The organism is Arthrobacter sp. StoSoilB13 (genome assembly GCF_019977255.1).
Taxonomy (GTDB): domain Bacteria; phylum Actinomycetota; class Actinomycetes; order Actinomycetales; family Micrococcaceae; genus Arthrobacter.
Genome location: NZ_AP024647.1, coordinates 2229059 through 2244177, shown reverse-complemented (window position 1 = coordinate 2244177; position 15119 = coordinate 2229059). Strand labels below are relative to the sequence as shown.

At 63.0% G+C, this 15119-nt stretch carries 13 protein-coding genes and 1 pseudogene; 1 reads left to right on the top strand and 13 read right to left on the bottom strand.

Annotation, left to right across the window (positions count from 1 at the left end; translation table 11 throughout):
• Nucleotides 1-98 precede the first annotated feature (98 nt).
• The 12 genes and pseudogenes from LDP01_RS10440 to LDP01_RS10385 form a co-directional block, all read right to left on the bottom strand.
• Nucleotides 99-812: an aspartate/glutamate racemase family protein gene (locus LDP01_RS10440; protein ID WP_224088907.1), complete on the bottom strand. Its 714-nt coding sequence runs from the start codon at nucleotides 810-812 to the stop codon at nucleotides 99-101.
• On the bottom strand, nucleotides 802-2277 hold the full coding sequence (locus tag LDP01_RS10435; protein ID WP_224088905.1) for an MFS transporter: 1476 nt from the start codon (nucleotides 2275-2277) through the stop codon (nucleotides 802-804). The genes LDP01_RS10440 and LDP01_RS10435 overlap by 11 nt, the downstream gene beginning before the upstream one ends.
• Nucleotides 2274-2525, bottom strand: coding sequence for a hypothetical protein (locus LDP01_RS10430; protein ID WP_224088904.1), 252 nt, complete (start codon nucleotides 2523-2525; stop codon nucleotides 2274-2276). Before LDP01_RS10430 ends, LDP01_RS10435 begins: the two co-directional genes overlap by 4 nt.
• A 106-nt stretch (nucleotides 2526-2631) precedes the next feature.
• The gene (locus LDP01_RS10425; protein ID WP_224088903.1) at nucleotides 2632-4236 is read right to left on the bottom strand and encodes a carbohydrate-binding domain-containing protein; all 1605 of its coding nucleotides are present in this window, start codon (nucleotides 4234-4236) and stop codon (nucleotides 2632-2634) included.
• Between the two features lie 27 nt (nucleotides 4237-4263).
• A complete protein-coding gene (locus LDP01_RS10420) occupies nucleotides 4264-5058 on the bottom strand; it encodes a polyphosphate polymerase domain-containing protein (protein WP_224088902.1) in 795 nt (264 codons plus the stop codon).
• Nucleotides 5055-6962, bottom strand: a complete 1908-nt coding sequence (locus LDP01_RS10415; RefSeq protein WP_224088901.1) for a DUF4956 domain-containing protein — start codon at nucleotides 6960-6962, stop codon at nucleotides 5055-5057. The genes LDP01_RS10420 and LDP01_RS10415 overlap by 4 nt, the downstream gene beginning before the upstream one ends.
• Nucleotides 6959-7951 (bottom strand): annotated as a pseudogene (locus LDP01_RS10410) (phosphodiester glycosidase family protein). Before LDP01_RS10410 ends, LDP01_RS10415 begins: the two are co-directional and overlap by 4 nt.
• A 67-nt stretch (nucleotides 7952-8018) precedes the next feature.
• On the bottom strand, nucleotides 8019-8603 hold the full coding sequence (locus LDP01_RS10405; protein ID WP_224088900.1) for a DinB family protein: 585 nt from the start codon (nucleotides 8601-8603) through the stop codon (nucleotides 8019-8021).
• A gap of 113 nt (nucleotides 8604-8716) precedes the next feature.
• Entirely contained in the window at nucleotides 8717-9529 is an 813-nt protein-coding gene (locus LDP01_RS10400) for a bifunctional allantoicase/(S)-ureidoglycine aminohydrolase (protein ID WP_224088899.1), read from the bottom strand.
• A 14-nt stretch (nucleotides 9530-9543) separates the two neighbouring features.
• On the bottom strand, nucleotides 9544-10806 hold the full coding sequence (locus LDP01_RS10395) for a DUF6986 family protein (protein ID WP_224091159.1): 1263 nt from the start codon (nucleotides 10804-10806) through the stop codon (nucleotides 9544-9546).
• A gap of 1 nt (nucleotide 10807) precedes the next feature.
• On the bottom strand, nucleotides 10808-12406 hold the full coding sequence (gene aceB, locus LDP01_RS10390) for a malate synthase A (RefSeq protein WP_224088898.1): 1599 nt from the start codon (nucleotides 12404-12406) through the stop codon (nucleotides 10808-10810).
• Between the two features lie 16 nt (nucleotides 12407-12422).
• Nucleotides 12423-13823 carry an NAD-dependent malic enzyme gene (locus LDP01_RS10385; RefSeq protein WP_224088897.1) on the bottom strand — a complete coding sequence of 467 codons (1401 nt, stop codon included), beginning with the start codon at nucleotides 13821-13823 and terminating at the stop codon, nucleotides 12423-12425.
• Between the two features lie 221 nt (nucleotides 13824-14044).
• On the opposite strand from LDP01_RS10385, the gene LDP01_RS10380 reads away from it, so the two are divergent.
• A complete protein-coding gene (locus LDP01_RS10380) occupies nucleotides 14045-14800 on the top strand; it encodes an IclR family transcriptional regulator (RefSeq protein ID WP_224088895.1) in 756 nt (251 codons plus the stop codon).
• A gap of 61 nt (nucleotides 14801-14861) precedes the next feature.
• Here the strand turns inward: LDP01_RS10380 and LDP01_RS10375 are convergent, their stop codons facing one another.
• Nucleotides 14862-15053, bottom strand: a complete 192-nt coding sequence (locus LDP01_RS10375) for a hypothetical protein (protein ID WP_224088893.1) — start codon at nucleotides 15051-15053, stop codon at nucleotides 14862-14864.
• Nucleotides 15054-15119: the final 66 nt, after the last annotated feature.

Sequence of the window (15119 nt, the reverse complement as noted above, 5' to 3'; positions counted from 1 at the left end):
ATCAAGTTTGCGGGGCGGGCTTGCGGATGTGGCACTCTTCATGCGGGGGCGCCCGACGGCGGCACGTGCGTCCCGCCGTCGGGCCCTGTTTGTGGGGTCTAACCTTCCTGTGGAAGCGCCGCGAGCAGCAGCCGGCAGGCGCTGGGGATCGGTTGGATGATCTCGACGGCGGTCGTTTCGGCAAGGCGCCGGGCGGTGGCGCTCAGTGGCCCGCCGGCAATGATGACCGCCTGGGAGCCGTCGTTTTCCGTCGCAGCGCTGACTGCTTCGGCCAACTCGTGGAATTGTCTTTCAGGATCGGCAGCGAGGGCCAGCGGCTCGGACTTCGTCAAACGAACACCAGCAAAGTGCTCCGAAAGTCCATGGGCCGCAACCAGCTTGCCCAAGGCGTCCACCAGCAACGGAGTGCTGGTCGCCATCCCAAAACGACGCAGCTTGCCATCCCGAGCGTGGGCTGCGGCGTGCACAGAGCCTTGACCGATGCCCATCACCGGGATGTCCAGTTCCCCGTCCAGTTGCGCGCGCCCGGGATCACCGATGGCGGCGACGATCACGCCGGCGACCCTGCCGCCGTCGGGCCCTGAAAGGTAGTTTTGCACTGCTTCGTTGACATGCCGGGCCGACTCAGCCAGCGAGACGGGATCCACAATCATGGAAGGTCCAGACGACGCGGTGATACCGACTACCTGGAGACCGTGGGGTTCCAGGGTCTCCTTGGCGAGGTCCACCATCATCGCTGTTGTGCTGCTGTTGGTGTTCGGATTTACCAGGAGGACGATCCGGGCTGACGGCCGGGGAGTATCAGTGTCCATAAATTGCCGCCTCCTCGTCGTTGCCGGGTTCCGAGTCTTCTTCCAGTGGCTTCCCGAAGGTTTCCGGCGGGAATTGAACCACGATTGCCAGGACACAGAAGAGCACGGCCAGGGTGGTGAACATGCCGGGCAGACCCGCTGAGTCAAAGACAGCTCCGGAGATGAGCGGGAAGAGACCGCCGGACAACGAGCCTGCTGCGAGGATAATCGACGTTCCGAAGCCTCGGGTGCGGGTGGGGTAGAGCTCCGGGGCGAACAGCCAGATGGTGGTGTTCAGGATGATGACGGAGAAGTTGAAGAGGACACCGAAGATCACTACCAGCACGATGTCGTTGGCGAGGAAGGCCATGGACAGTCCTGAGAGGCACCCAAGGATGGCGGCAGCCGTGAGAACCTTTTTGCGTGGCAATCGGCTGGCCAAATAGGCAGCGGTGGCCGCGCCCAGCAAAGAGCCCGACTGCATGATGAGGGTGAACCAGAGGCTGGTGTTCACGGCATATCCGCGGGAAACCAGAATGGTGGGCATCAGCGTCAGCATCGAAATCTGGGCGGCGTATGACATGCAGACGGCGATGCAGAGCAGGACAGTGCGCTTGAGGAGCTTACCGCGCAGCGCGTCCTTCCAATGTCCTGACGCCGTGACCACCACGGGGTCTGGCACTGCGGTGATGTAAGTTTCCGGATCGGCTATGCGTCCGGAGAGCTTGTTGCGGGCCAGACGGGTGATGACCATGTTTGCTTCGTCGATCTTGCCCTGGGATGCAAGGAAACGGGGCGTTTCGGGGACAAAGCGTCGGAAGAACATCACCAAAAGGGCGGGGATGAACAGCAAGCCGAACACCCAGCGCCACTTGTCCGGACCATCGAAGAGCGTGAAGACAAGGATGCCAAAGGCAGGTGCAAGCATGTTGCCCAAGCCGGCCGCGGTGACGTTGATGAGTCCGACGGCGGTCCCGCGGTGTTTCGCTGCGAAGAACTCCGCCATCATGATCACGGCCACTGCGATTTCGCCGCCCAGCCCAAAGCCCACCACGAAACGGCCAGCGGCGAGGATGGGGTAGTTGGGGGCAACGGCACAGAGCAACGAACCACCAGCGAAGATGATGAGGTTGATGACCAGCATGTGCCGACGGCCATATTTATCGACGATCAGGCCCGTCGCCAGCCGTCCGAGTGCGGTTGCCGTAAAAGTCATTGTGTTCAGCAAGCCGATCTCGGTGGCCCCAAGACCCCACGACTGGCGCAGGATGGGGCCGGTGATGCCCACGGCGTTTTGCTCGAGGGCATCGAAGAATACCCCCAGCAGGATCATGAAGACGATCTGGCGGTGTGCCCCAGTCACTCCGATCCGCTGGTACGCGCCTTCAATTTGTTTCGCCAGGGATCCGGTCCGCGGTGTTGCAGCCTCCTGGGCAAGGTCTTTTTCCACAGTGCGCTCCTTACTGAGCTCTGAAGGTTCATTCATTGCCACGTGAATGGTTCCATCATGCGGAATGCGAATATCACATGAAGGAATGTGATGTAGATTACGCTTTGGGATACCAAAACGCCATGGTTGGCGCGTAAACAAAATGTGACCGGATGCTCATGGATGGACGGGGCGCGGGTGGCTTCGTGACCCTCTTGGCCATCCTTGGCCATCGATGCAACTGAATAAGGTTGTTTTCCGGCGATTTCCATCGCAAAAAGGGTCAGGAAGCCAAGGGCAGACACCGGTTAACCTCACCAACACGGAAAAGACAAAGCACGCCCCGGCGGCAACGTAATATGCCATCGGGGCGTGCGTAGCTGTGTCTTGGAGGTCTGCGTCAGGTGAAACCTAGCGGCGCCCGCCCCCACCACCGGGACCCTGTGCCTGGGTGTACTGGCCTGCCGTCACAGTTCCCTGCTTGTTGGCTCCGTCAATGGACCCTGTCGTCAGACCAGCCTTCGCATCCGCCTTGCCTCCCGTGTAAACCGTGTACGTCTGGCCCTCGCTGATTGCGGACGAGGAGAACACCAGGGAGGCAATGGTCTTGGTTGTCACGAAGGATGCCACCACAGTCCCCGACGGGTCAACGATGTGCACAGGCGTGCCGGCAGCCACAGAGGAGTTGAAGGTTACCTGCACGCCGGACTGACTGGATGAGGTCCCCGGAGTCACTGCCATCCCGGCACTGCCGGCTGCAGCCACAGTCCCACCCGTGACGGTCAATTCACCGTTGACGTCAAGCGCGCCGTTGCCATCGTTCGTGGGGCCGTTGACCACCACCGTTCCCCCGGAAATCGTCGCGTTCCCGTTGGAGTCCAAGCCGTCTCCCTGGGAGTTGATGGTCAAGGTGCCACCGGACACGTCAACGGTGTAGTCGCCGACGGTCTCGCCGCCGCCCATGCCGCCCCCGCCGCCTCCCATATCGCCTGGGCCGGTGCCCGCCCCGGAATCCGCAGAGTTGGAGGACCCGCCCGAGGCGTTCACGCCGTCGTCGTTGGATGTGACGGTGACATCGCCACCGGAGACGGCGATGTGCTGGGCCTCAAGCCCTTCCTCCGACTCGGCCACAGTGACTGTTCCTCCCGTGATGGAGAGGGTGTTGAAGGCCTTGACGCCGTCGTCACCCGCGGTGACCGTCAAGGAGCCTCCGCTGACCAGCAGCCAGCCTCGGTTTGCGTCTGTTTCGTTGTCTGCTTTCACGCCATCTCCGCCGGCTGTCACTTGGTAGGCGCCGTCCAGCAGCACGGTGTAGTCCTTGCCGCGGATGCCATCGTCCTTGGCGTCCACCGTGACTTTGCCGGAGGCCATGACCAGGCCGTCCTTGGAGACGATGCCGTCGTTGTAGTTTCCGTTGACGGTCAACGAACCCGGCCCGGCGATGGTCAGATCCGCCATTGAGAAAAGTGCCGCATTGGGTGCGTCCTCGCCCTGCTCGGCATAGCTCGTGGCGTCGGTCAACGTGTTCGAACTGCCGTCTTCCAAGTAGACGATCGCTTCGTCCGCGCTCTTGACGGAGAACGGCGAACCGGTCGAATTTCCCAGTTCCACACCATCCAGGATGATCCGGACGGTGTCGGAATCGCCTGCGGCCACCACGATCTGGCCGTCGCTCAGCGAGCCGCTCAGGCGGTAGGTTCCGGCCGCGCTGATGGTGACGGTATTGCCGTCCACCGCCACTCCAGTGGAGGCCGACGACGTCACTTTGCTGCCGCCGTCGGCCAGGCTGACGGCCACTTCAGACGCAGGGTCCCAGGTGAGGTCATCGCTGTCGAAATGGGTATCGGCTTCGATTGTGGCAGCGGTGACGGTCTGGGCGGAGTCGGAGGTGGACCCGGCTGTGCTGGATGACGAGGTGCTGGAAGAAGTGGAACTGGTGGCGGCGTTTGAGCAGCCGGCCAGTGATACCGCCAAGGCGACGGCGGCAACGGAAAGGTAAGTGCGGAAGGAGCGCATGGTGGATTCCTTAGGGAAGTCTGTGGGTTAGCTGATGGTGGCGGGACGCAGGGGCATCCGGCGTCGGAGGGTTTGATTCCAGCGGTTGGCGGGCAGCCCGGGGTGGAGCGCAGCCATGCCGGTGGCAAACTTAGAGATGCGGCAGGGGCGAACACCGTTCCTCCACAGGTGCTTGTCCAGCGGGCCGGGGGCGGATCCGGACTTTGTCTCAACCACGACGGCGTCGTCCAGGACCCAGGGCTGCCCGTCCGGGCGTTGCCAGGTGACCTCTGAATCGATCGTCGCGCGGCTCCCGGAGTCCGGAAGGAAAAGCGTGGTGCGGCGGTAGCGGGTGGAGAGAACAGGTTCCAGCGGGCCGAAATTCACCCCACCAAGGGTGGCTGCAAGAGCCTCGTTCACGTAGGCCCGGCCTTCCCGCGTGAGCCGGTCACGGTTGCACAGCTCATAGGGGATGCGCTCCTTGACGGTGGCCTCGCGGGCACCTTCGGTCTTGACCTCCAGGAAGCTCAGCGCGGTGTCCAGATAGGTCCGGGTGCGGATCTTGAAGCGGCGGCGACGACCATGCGCGGCAAGCATGTAGCTGTCCAGGTCCGGGGTATCGAAGTAGACGGAGACGTAGGCGAACGTCCGATTTCCGTCCATTTCGAGGACCCGGGCCTCCGTGGTTAAGGTCGACAGGATCCGCCGGGCGGTTGCGGACGGCACCAGATACTTGCGGTCCACCCGCGTCAGCAGCGCCGCTTCGGTGGTGAGTTCTTCAAGCCCGACGGCGGGTAGCTGGCTGAGCTGCGGAATGACCGCTTCGGCGTCGAAGTGCTTCATGCGACACCCGCCGAAGTGGGCACGGGATGCTGTGGCTGACTTGCCGACGGCTGGGTGGCGGGCAGTTCCTCGGGTGCCGGCGTGAGTGCGCCTGCAGGCTGGTCGAAGCCGAGCGGGCCCTGCGAAGCAGCGTGGTCCTGGGAAACAGCGTGGCCTTGTGGAACAGCATGGTCCTGTGGAACAGCGTGGGTTTGACTCACGCGGGAGGACCGTACGGCATACCGGACATCCACGATCGTTTTGTCGTTCACCAGGTCCAGCTCCTGGATGGTGGCCGAGTGGACTGTGCCATCGAGGACTTCCTCAAGCCGGGTTTGGAGTTCGTGTTCGTTGTTGATGGCCCGGTCCAGGACCACGGTCTGGTGCCTGTAAGCGGGGAGGACCCCGGGGTTGTCACCGACGAACATGACCAGGAGGACCATGCCCATGAGGGACAACGTCAGCCAAAGTGGTTCTACGCCGATGCCTGCGATCAGCCCCAGCGCCAGCGCTGAGAAGTAGTAGGCCACCTCGTGCTGCGCGAGTTCCGTGGATCGCAGGCGGATGATTGACAGAACACCGAACAGCCCCAAACCGAGCCCGATCCCGGCTGCTGAGCCGGACAAGGCCGTCGCAACTGCCAGGACCCCAACGTTCATGCCCAGGTAGGAAACTACAAGGTCACGACGCCGGTGCCGGCGGAGGTAGAGGGCGAACGTGAGGACAGTTATGGCGGCGAGGTCCGCTGCTATAAGGATGATGGTGTTCATCGGATTCTCCGGAATCTGTTGGTTGGCTGGTTTCCACGATTCCCGTTCCTGCTGTGCTGAAACTGTGCCGGGACCAAGGCTGGGATATGCGTTTCGACGTCCGCTGGTTCCGGTGTGCCAGCCAAGGGTGTGCCGGCCCTTGCGGGCGAAGAGGAATCGCTGCTGCACGGCGAAGCTCACGCCCAGCAAAGCCATCTCCGTGACGAGCTTGGCCAGCAAATCCGGAACAGCAACGGAGGTGAGGGCCCACATGATCGAGTAGTTGGCGGATAGCAAGATGACAACGAGCGCCATATATCCTGCGGCGGTGGAACGCAGTGATTTTTCCGTGCCGTGATCGAAGACCAGCTGTCGGTTGACCAGGAAGTTCACAGCCGAGCTGATCACCCTGGCTCCGACCACTGCCAGAAGGAGCGAATCCGTGAGCGCGCTGAGTATCAGGAAGGCCACCGTATCCACCAGGAATGCCGAGAAGGACGAACCCAGGAACTTCAACAGCGGTGCGTAGATTCTGATGGAATCGGCCACAGGCCTGAAATGCGAGCCCGAGTTGTTATCCAGGTACACCGTTGCGATGTCCACGGAGTCAATGGCGTAGCCGGCCTGCTTCGCCTCCAACAACAGGTTCAGCTCGTACTCGTACCGTTGGCCGCGGACAGTCAGCAACCAAGGGAGCATGTCCGCCCGGTAGCCACGAAGGCCCGTTTGCGTGTCGGCGACCCGTTGGCCGGTAGCGAGCCGGAACAGCCAGCGCGTCACTGTATTGCCGAACTTACTGCGTGCAGGAACGTCGCCTGAAAAGTTCCGGCAGCCCAGAACCATGGTGGCCGTAACTCGGCCCACCCTGTCCGCAACCGCAAGGATATCCGCGACGCCATGTTGGCCATCGCTGTCGGCACACACCACGTCGTTGCCAGGGAATTCGGCCGCAATGAAGGCGAAACCACTCTTGAGGGCATGCCCTTTGCCGCCGTTGACTGCGTAGCTGAGCACGTGGCACCCAAGCCGGGCGGCGTCGTCGAACACGTCTTTGAAGTCGGGTCCGGAACCGTCGTCCACCACCACGATCCTCAGCCACGGATCGGCTTCCTGGATGGTGCGGACGAGGTTGATGAGCTGGTGGTCCGGCTCGTAGGCCGGGATCAGGACAATCATGACGACTGGGCGATGTAGAGGATGTCGGAGGTACCGCGCTCTTTGTTGTCGCCGAGCGGATTGTTCACCAGCGCACCGTTGAATTACATGGTTGATGAGCCGCCGCCGTCGATGTTGTATGCGGTGGTTGCGCCAAGGTCCTTCATGATCTGTGCGAGGCCGGTCATGGTGACGCCTGCGGAATAGCCCGGGCTGCGGCCATCCACCACCACAAACACGAGATGGTTCCCGTCGATGACTCCCACGGCCGTGCGCGGTTGCTCGCCCTGGATGGAGTGGTTGCCGAAATTCGTATCGACCTCAACATCCTCGATGCCCGAGGCGATCTCGCCATTGTCCAGCAAGGAAGGCCCAAACGAGAGCGTGTTCCACACACCATCCGCAAGGAGCTGATCAGCCGACGTGGTGGTCTCGTCGTATACCTTGACGGTGCCGTCCTTGTAGAACGCCAGACCCTGGCGTGCGCCCTCGTCCCGGTACACCACGCCGTTGCGGATCACGATGCCCGTATCCCGGAAACCGTAGTAGTCGCCGTTGATGGCGAAAATGGCGTTGTGGTCCTGCGCGATCGCGGACGTGGTCTCCGTGATGTTCTCGCCATAGGTGTCTTCCGCAAAGGCAGACCTCAGCGTCGTCGCGTCATCAAGCACGACGTCGGCAACATAGTAAGTCACGGTGGCGTCGCCGCTGCCCGTGGTCACAGTCGAGATGGTGACGCCGGTGTCGCCGGACGTGTACGAGGTATCGGTGACCACCGCGCTCGCGGACGTTTCAGCGGAGGCGGAGTCCGGCGTCGTGCCTGTATCTGTTGTGCCCGCCTGGCTCGCTTCGTATTCCGAGACGTTGGTGATTTGGGCGTGGGGAATGACGAAACGGTCCAATGCCCAGGCCGTGGCACCCCCGGCAGAGAGAGTGACCGCCAGGACGGCGGAGACGACGGCGCGCCGGGTCCGGCTGCCCTTACGGTTTTCGGTCTGTTGAGGAGTCATGCCTCATTTCTACGGACCGGGCCTACGCCGGAGGTTTGCTCCACTTATGTGTGGGCTGTGAAGGTTTCTAGCGGTGGAAATCTGCCTCCAAGGCTGCTTCTTCAATGCGGAACCTGTGTGCTGCCCATTCTTCGGAGTTGCGGGACGGGATGTTGGGATCGCCTGGTCTTTGGCCCGCGGTGGCGTCGATGAGTTCACGGATGATGTCCGCGTGTCCTGCATGCCGCGCGGTTTCCACGCACATGTGGACAAGGATCTGATGGAGCGTCACATTTCGCTTCTCTTCGGACCACCAGGGCACAACGCCGGGAGCATCCAAGGAGAGGGCTTCGATAGTGGCATCGCTGTGGTTGGCCGAGAAGTGGTGCAACTCCAGAATTTCCGCGCGGCTTTCCGAAGCGGGCACCCACAGATCAGCATCCGGCTCAGCGTCCTCCGCGAACCAAGGCAACTCACGGCCGCTCGGACGCCCAAACGTCTCTCCGAAATAGCCCAACTCCACGCTCGCAACATGCTTCACGAGGCCCAGGAGATTGGTACCCGTGGGGGTCATGGGCCTGCGGGCATCATATTCGCTGAGGCCATCCAGTTTGCCGAGCAGGTCCGCCCGGCGCAGGCGCAAATAACCGTGCAACGTCGCTTTGTCGTCCATGGGGAGCACTCTACCCAAGCGGGGCCGACACGAGTTCGCGGGAAACGCACGAAATCGCCGGGCTCCCAGCGAACTGGCAGCTTTCCGGCGATCTCGGCACAAGCAGGCAAGGACTAGGTGAGCTTCACCTGGCGGTTCATGTCCTTGTACAGCAGGTAACGGAACTCGCCCGGACCACCCGCGTAGCAGGCCTGCGGGCAGAAGGCACGCAGCCACATGAAGTCGCCGGCTTCCACTTCCACCCAGTCGTTGTTGAGCAGGTACATGGCCTTGCCCTCCAGGACGTACAGGCCGTGCTCCATGACGTGGGTTTCCGGGAAGGGGATCACGCCGCCGGGCTGGAAGGTGACGATGTTGACCTGCATGTCGTGGGCGAGGTCGCTGGAGTCCGTGAAGCGCGTGGTTTTCCAGACGTCGTTGGTATCCGGCATGGAGGTGGGCTCCACGTCCTTCTCGTTGGTGACGAAGGACTTGGCCTCGAATCCCTCAAGGCGTTCGTAGGCCTTGCGGATCCAGTGGAAGGAGACGATGTCGTCGGAGACGTTTTCCAGGCCCCACTCCGCGCCGGCAGCGAGGTAGGCGTAGCCACCCTCTTCGAGGTGGTGCAGTTCGCCGTCGAGGGTCAGGTTGACCTGGCCCTTGGTGACGAAGATGACGCCTTCAACGCCTGCCTCAAACTCGGCCTTGGGAGCCCCGCCGCCCGGTGCGATCTCCACGATCAGCTGGGAGAACGTGGTGGCGAAGCCTGAGATCGGCCGCGCGATGATCCACGAACGCGTGTTGGAGAAACCCGGCAGGTTGCTGGTGACGATGTCCGTCATCACGCCCTTCGGGATCACGGTGTAGGCCTCGGTGACGATCGCCCGTTCCGTGGTGAGGTGGGTCTGCGGCGGCAGGCCGCCCTGGGGGTAGTAGTACTTACCCATGGGAATGCTCCTTATCAGTGGGAAGTCGGTTGCGCGAGCCGCGGGTGCGCCAATGCGGTCAGCTGTGAAAGTTCGACGCCGGCAAGCGCCTTGACCTCGTCGGTCCCCACTGCGCCGCACTGGACGCCACGGAGGACGAAGCCGGCAAGGGCTCGGGCGGTGGCGGGCTCGTCCATGACGCCGCCTTCGGTGCGTTCTACATAGTTGCGGAGGCGCAGTGCCGCGGCGGGCAGGCCTTCGCGGTAGAAAGCGTACGACGCCGAGAAGCGGCTGGGGAGCTGGGCGGCGTGGAGGTCCCATCCTTGGTAATAGCCGTTTTCAAGGGAGCGGCGGACCAGCCGGCCGTGGAGCTTCCAGGCGTCTTCAACGGCGTCGCCCACGGGAATGATGTTGGTGGAACCGTCAGAGAGGCGGATACCCGTTCCGGCGACAGCGAGCTGCATGACTTCCTTGGCGAAGTCGGCCACGGGATGCTCCATGGATTGGTATTCCGCTGAGATTCCCAGCGAAGCGCTGTAATCGTAGGTCCCGTAGTGCAGGGCGCTGATACGGCCCGGAACAACGTGGGGGAGCTGTGCCACGGGAGACGTTCCATCGGCGCCCAGAATGAGCTGCGGCGTTTCCACCTGCACCTCGAACCGGAGCCTCCCCGCGGGAAGCCCGTGGACTTCCTCGAGACGCGAGACTGCGAAGTCCATGGCCTGAACCTGGGCCACCGTGGTGACCTTGGGCAGGGTGAGGATCAGTCCTGCCGGGAGTTCGCCGGCCTCAGCAAGTGTGGAGACGAACAGATCCAGGGTCCGCAGGCCGCGGGCACGGGTGGCTGCCTCGAAGCACTTGAAGCGGATGCCGATGAACGGCGGAGCGGTTCCCGCTGCAACCGCAGCAGCAACAGCGTTGGCGGCAGCAACGGCGTCGGCGTCTTCTGCCTCATCGCCGCGGTCCCCGTAGCCGTCCTCGAAGTCCAGGCGGAGGTCCTCGATCGGTTCGGAGGAGAGTTTCGCCGCCACACGGGAGGCAACAGCGGCAGCCAAATGAGGCTCCTGACCCAACAACTGGCCGAGCTTTTCCAGGCCTCCGTGGGCTTCCGCCGTCGCGAGCGCCTGGGCGCCCCACTCCGCCGCAAATGACGGCGTGAAGCGGTCCGCCGGGATGTAGACGGTGTGGATGGGCTGGCGTGAGCCGTCGTCGCCGGGGTAGTTGCGGTCCAGGAGTTGGTCCGTCGCCTCAAGCCGGGACTCGATGTGAGCCAGATCAGAGGAAGAGAATGAACCCATCTCAGCCCACCAGCTCATAGGCGGGTGTTGTGAGGAAGTCGGTGTAGTCGTCCGACAGGCAGATGTCTTCGATCAGCTTGGACGCCGGCTCGTAGTACTTGGTGAAGTTCTCGTCACCGAATTCGATGCGCAAGCGCTCGGTTTCTTCGCCGAGGATGCGGGTGACGAGTTCGCGGGTCACCGTGTTGCCCGTGTCCGCGAGGACGGACTTGTTGCGGATCTGCTGCCACACCTGCGAGCGGGAGATTTCCGCGGTCGCGGCATCTTCCATGAGGTTGTGGATGGCGACAGCACCGCTGCCGGAGATCCAAACGCCCGTGTACGCGACGGCGACGTAGAGGTTCAGCCGCAGGCCTGCCTCTGTCACGGTGCCGCCGGCGGAGGCGACGTCGATCAGCTGCTCAGCCGTGACGTTCACCTCGGGGCGCTGTTTGTCCAACTGGTTGGGGCGGTCGCCCAGTACCGAATCGAACACTTCGCGGCACGTGGAAACGAGGTCCGGGTGCGCGACCCAGGAACCGTCGAAGCCGTCGTTCGCCTCGCGGGTCTTGTCGGCACGGACCTTGTCGAAGGCCGCAGCGGTGACGTCCGGCTGCTTGCGGTTCGGGATGACAGCAGCCATGCCACCCATGGCGAAGGCGCCGCGCTTGTGGCAGGTCTTGACCAGGAGCTCGGTGTAGGCGCGCATGAACGGTGCGGTCATGGCAACGGTGGCGCGGTCCGGGAGGACGAACTCTTCGCCGGCATCACGGAAGTACTTGATGATGCTGAACAGGTAGTCCCAGCGGCCGGCGTTCAGGCCCGATGCGTGGTCGCGCAGCTCGTAGAGGATCTCGTCCATTTCAAACGCGGCCGGGATGGTCTCAATGAGGACGGTGGCGCGGATGCTGCCCTGCGGGATGCCGAGGAAGTCTTGGGCAAAGACGAAAACGTCGTTCCAGAGGCGGGCCTCCAGATGGCTTTCCATCTTGGGCAGGTAGTAGTAAGGGCCGTGGCCGTTGAGGAGCAGCTGCTTGGCGATGTGGAAGAAGTGCAGACCAAAGTCCACCAGCGCGCCCACTGCAGGTTCGCCGTCGATGAGCAGATGGTTCTCTTCCATGTGCCAGCCGCGCGGACGGGCAACAACAACAGCCAAAGGAGCGTCCGTGCGCAGACGGTACTCCTTGCCTTCCGGCGACGTGTAGCTCAGGGTTCCCTGGGCGGCGTCGCGGAGGTTGAGGATCGCGTCAATGACGTTGGGCCACGTGGGAGTGCTGGCGTCTTCGAGGTCCGCGAGCCACACCTTGGCACCGGAGTTGAGCGCGTTGATGGCCATCTTGGCAGGGGTCGCCGGACCGGTCATCTCCACGCGGCGGTCCTGCAGGGCCGCCGGTGCCTCCGCGACCTTCCAGTCGCCGTCGCGGATTTCCTGGGTCTCCGGGAGGAAGTCCAGGCGGCTGGTGTCCGCAACCTTCTGGCGCTTGGCCTTGCGGGCCTCCAGCAGCTCGGCACGGGTGCCGGCGAAGCGCTTGTGCAGTTCCTCGATGAAGGCCAATGCCTTGGGGGTGAGGATCTCCTCGGCGCGATCGATCGGCCGGGGATCAGTGACTGTGATAGCCATTTGGCGGTGTCCTTTTCTAGAGTGCGCTGGCGGCGTTGGCGTGCGCAGCTGCTGCTACGGCACTGGCCACATCGGCGGCAACATGGGGATCGAAGACGCTGGGGATAATGTAACTCGCGTTCAGCTCATCGTCAGCCACCCGGTTGGCAATTGCCTCGGCGGCGGCAACCAGCATGTCCGGAGTGATGTCAGATGCTCCAGCATCCAGCAGTCCGCGGAAGAAGCCGGGGAAGGCCAGCACGTTGTTGATCTGGTTGGGGAAGTCGCTGCGACCCGTGGCAACCACGGCTGCGTGCTTGGACGCGATGACGGGGTCGATTTCCGGCGTCGGGTTCGCCATGGCGAACACGATAGCGTTCTCGGCCATGGAAGCAACCTGCTCCTCGCCGATCACGTGCGGAGCGCTGACACCGATGAACACGTCCGCTCCCTTGAGGGCGTCATGCAGGGTTCCGGCGAAGCCTTCTTCGTTGGTGTTCGCGGCGATCCAGGAGCGGTGCTCGTCGTCGTACTTCTCGCCCGAGTGGATGGCGCCCGAGCGGCCGGCGGCGATGATGTGCTGCGCGCCCTGGGCCTTGAGGAGCTGGATGATGGCAGAGCCGGCAGCGCCGACGCCCGAGACAACGATCTTGACCTCGGAGAGCTTCTTGTCCACCACGCGCAGGGCGTTAACCAATGCGGCCAGGGTGACGATTGCGGTGCCGTGCTGGTCGTCGTGGAACACCGGGATGTCGAGTTCTTCGCGGAGGCGGTTTTCGATCTCGAAGCAGCGCGGGGCGGCAATATCTTCGAGGTTGATGCCGCCGTAGACGGGGGCCATGGCCTTGGCGATCATGATGATTTCTTCGGTGTCCTGCGTGTCCAGGCAGACCGGCCAGGCGTCAACGTTGGCGAACTGCTTGAACAGTGCGGCCTTTCCTTCCATGACCGGGAGGGCCGCGGCGGGGCCGATGTTGCCCAGGCCTAGAACGGCCGAACCGTCGGTGAGGACTGCGATGGTGTTGCGCTTGACCGTCAGGTTGCGGGCGGCGGCGGGGTCTTCGGCGATCGCCAAGCAGACGCGTGCGACGCCGGGCGTGTAGGCGCGGGACAGATCGTCACGGTTGCGGAGGGCTACCTTGGGGACCACCTCGAGCTTCCCGCCCAGGTGCATGAGGAAGGTGCGGTCCGAGACGTGCTGGACGGTCACGCCGTCGAGGGCGTTAAGGGCATCCTTCACACGGGCTGCGTGGGCGTCGTCCGTGGTGTTGCAGGTGACGTCAACAACGATCGTCTCGTGGTGGGATTCCGTGACGTCCAGCGCGGTGATTGCTGCACCGGCTGCGCCGACGGCTGCTGCCAGTTCGCTCGTAGCTGTGAAGCTGGACGGTGCGGCGACGCGCAGGGTGATCGAGTTTCCGGGGCTCGGATTCGCCATTGAAATTCCTCCTGTTAGGCCCGTTCCCGGGCCGCCGTTCCAAACTAAATGTTTTCGTATTATGGATATTATTATCTACAAAGTGGAAATACAACCCCCTGCTCGGTCATCTTCGGTGTCATCGCGCATGGGGCCGGCGTGCTGTATCTTGGGTGTTCTAAGCAATTCTTTTCACGATGCGGATAAGAGTTGTCGGAATCTGAGTCATTGGAGACAAGGGAATGGCTGAAAAAGCCTCCGGAGGCGTGCAGTCCGTTGAGCGCGTCTTTGAACTGCTGGAACTGATCACGGATGCGGGTGGCGACGTCACTCTGAGCGAGCTGTCGTCGTCCACTGACCTGCCCTTGCCCACTATCCACCGCCTGCTGCGCACTTTGGTCTCCCTTGGCTACATCCGCCAGCTGCCAAACCGCCGCTACGCCCTGGGCCCGAGGCTCATCCGGCTCGGCGAGGGTGCCAGCAAGCAGCTCGGCGCCGTTGCACGTCCGCAACTGAAGACCCTCGTCGAACGCCTCGGCGAAACTTCCAACATGGCGGTCCTGGATTCGGACATGGTCATCTACGTGGCCCAGGTTCCGTCCATGCACTCCATGCGCATGTTCACCGAGGTTGGCCGCCGCGCCCACACGCATGACACCGGCGTTGGTAAAGCGATCCTGGCGCAGCTCGACGACGAACAGGTCCGTGGCATTGTTGCCCGCACCGGCATGCCCACGCCCACGGCCAAGAGCATCGGCGACATCGACTCCCTGCTCGCGGACCTCAAGCTGATCCGTGAGCGCGGCTACTCCATTGACGAGGAAGAGCAGGAGCTCGGCGTACGCTGCTTCGCGATGGCAGTGCCCAATGCTCCCACTCCTACCGCGATCTCCGTTTCCGGGCCCATCACCCGTGTGGACCAGAGCTTTGCCGACCGCGCTGTGCCGATGCTGCGCGAAGCCGCCCTGGCGATCTCCGCGGAGCTCAACCAGAACTAACCCGCCTCCCGCCGAGTTGGCATTTGATGGCAATGTTTCCTGGAAACATTGCCATCTTTTGTCATCTCGGCGTGGGTTTTGAGCGGGTAGCTTTCCTCATCACCGGATCCACCCCGACGGCGGCCGCGAAGTTCAAGTGCCTGTCCCGGACGTAGATCAGGGCTTCTTCGCCCGGCTGGTCCGTCACCTTGAACGTGTCCTGCGCGGCCTTGGGAATGCCGATCAAGGGGACCAATGCCTGACGCAAACCCATCGCGGCGGCAACCCAACGGTGGGCTGCCTGCGAAAGTGAGTGCCGGCGTCGTACATTCCCGTAGGC

Excerpts from the sequence above, each read along its gene's own strand:
- aceB (WP_224088898.1), bottom strand. The coding sequence starts at position 12,406 with ATGGCTATCACAGTCACTGATCCCCGGCCGATCGATCGCGCCGAGGAG.
- LDP01_RS10415 (WP_224088901.1), bottom strand. The coding sequence starts at position 6,962 with ATGATTGTCCTGATCCCGGCCTACGAGCCGGACCACCAGCTCATCAAC.
- LDP01_RS10425 (WP_224088903.1), bottom strand. The coding sequence starts at position 4,236 with ATGCGCTCCTTCCGCACTTACCTTTCCGTTGCCGCCGTCGCCTTGGCG.
- LDP01_RS10380 (WP_224088895.1), top strand. The coding sequence starts at position 14,045 with ATGGCTGAAAAAGCCTCCGGAGGCGTGCAGTCCGTTGAGCGCGTCTTT.
- LDP01_RS10395 (WP_224091159.1), bottom strand. The coding sequence starts at position 10,806 with ATGGGTTCATTCTCTTCCTCTGATCTGGCTCACATCGAGTCCCGGCTT.
- LDP01_RS10385 (WP_224088897.1), bottom strand. The coding sequence starts at position 13,823 with ATGGCGAATCCGAGCCCCGGAAACTCGATCACCCTGCGCGTCGCCGCA.
- LDP01_RS10420 (WP_224088902.1), bottom strand. The coding sequence starts at position 5,058 with ATGAAGCACTTCGACGCCGAAGCGGTCATTCCGCAGCTCAGCCAGCTA.
- LDP01_RS10440 (WP_224088907.1), bottom strand. The coding sequence starts at position 812 with ATGGACACTGATACTCCCCGGCCGTCAGCCCGGATCGTCCTCCTGGTA.
- LDP01_RS10375 (WP_224088893.1), bottom strand. The coding sequence starts at position 15,053 with ATGGGTTTGCGTCAGGCATTGGTCCCCTTGATCGGCATTCCCAAGGCC.
- LDP01_RS10405 (WP_224088900.1), bottom strand. The coding sequence starts at position 8,603 with ATGGACGACAAAGCGACGTTGCACGGTTATTTGCGCCTGCGCCGGGCG.
- LDP01_RS10435 (WP_224088905.1), bottom strand. The coding sequence starts at position 2,277 with ATGAATGAACCTTCAGAGCTCAGTAAGGAGCGCACTGTGGAAAAAGAC.
- LDP01_RS10400 (WP_224088899.1), bottom strand. The coding sequence starts at position 9,529 with ATGGGTAAGTACTACTACCCCCAGGGCGGCCTGCCGCCGCAGACCCAC.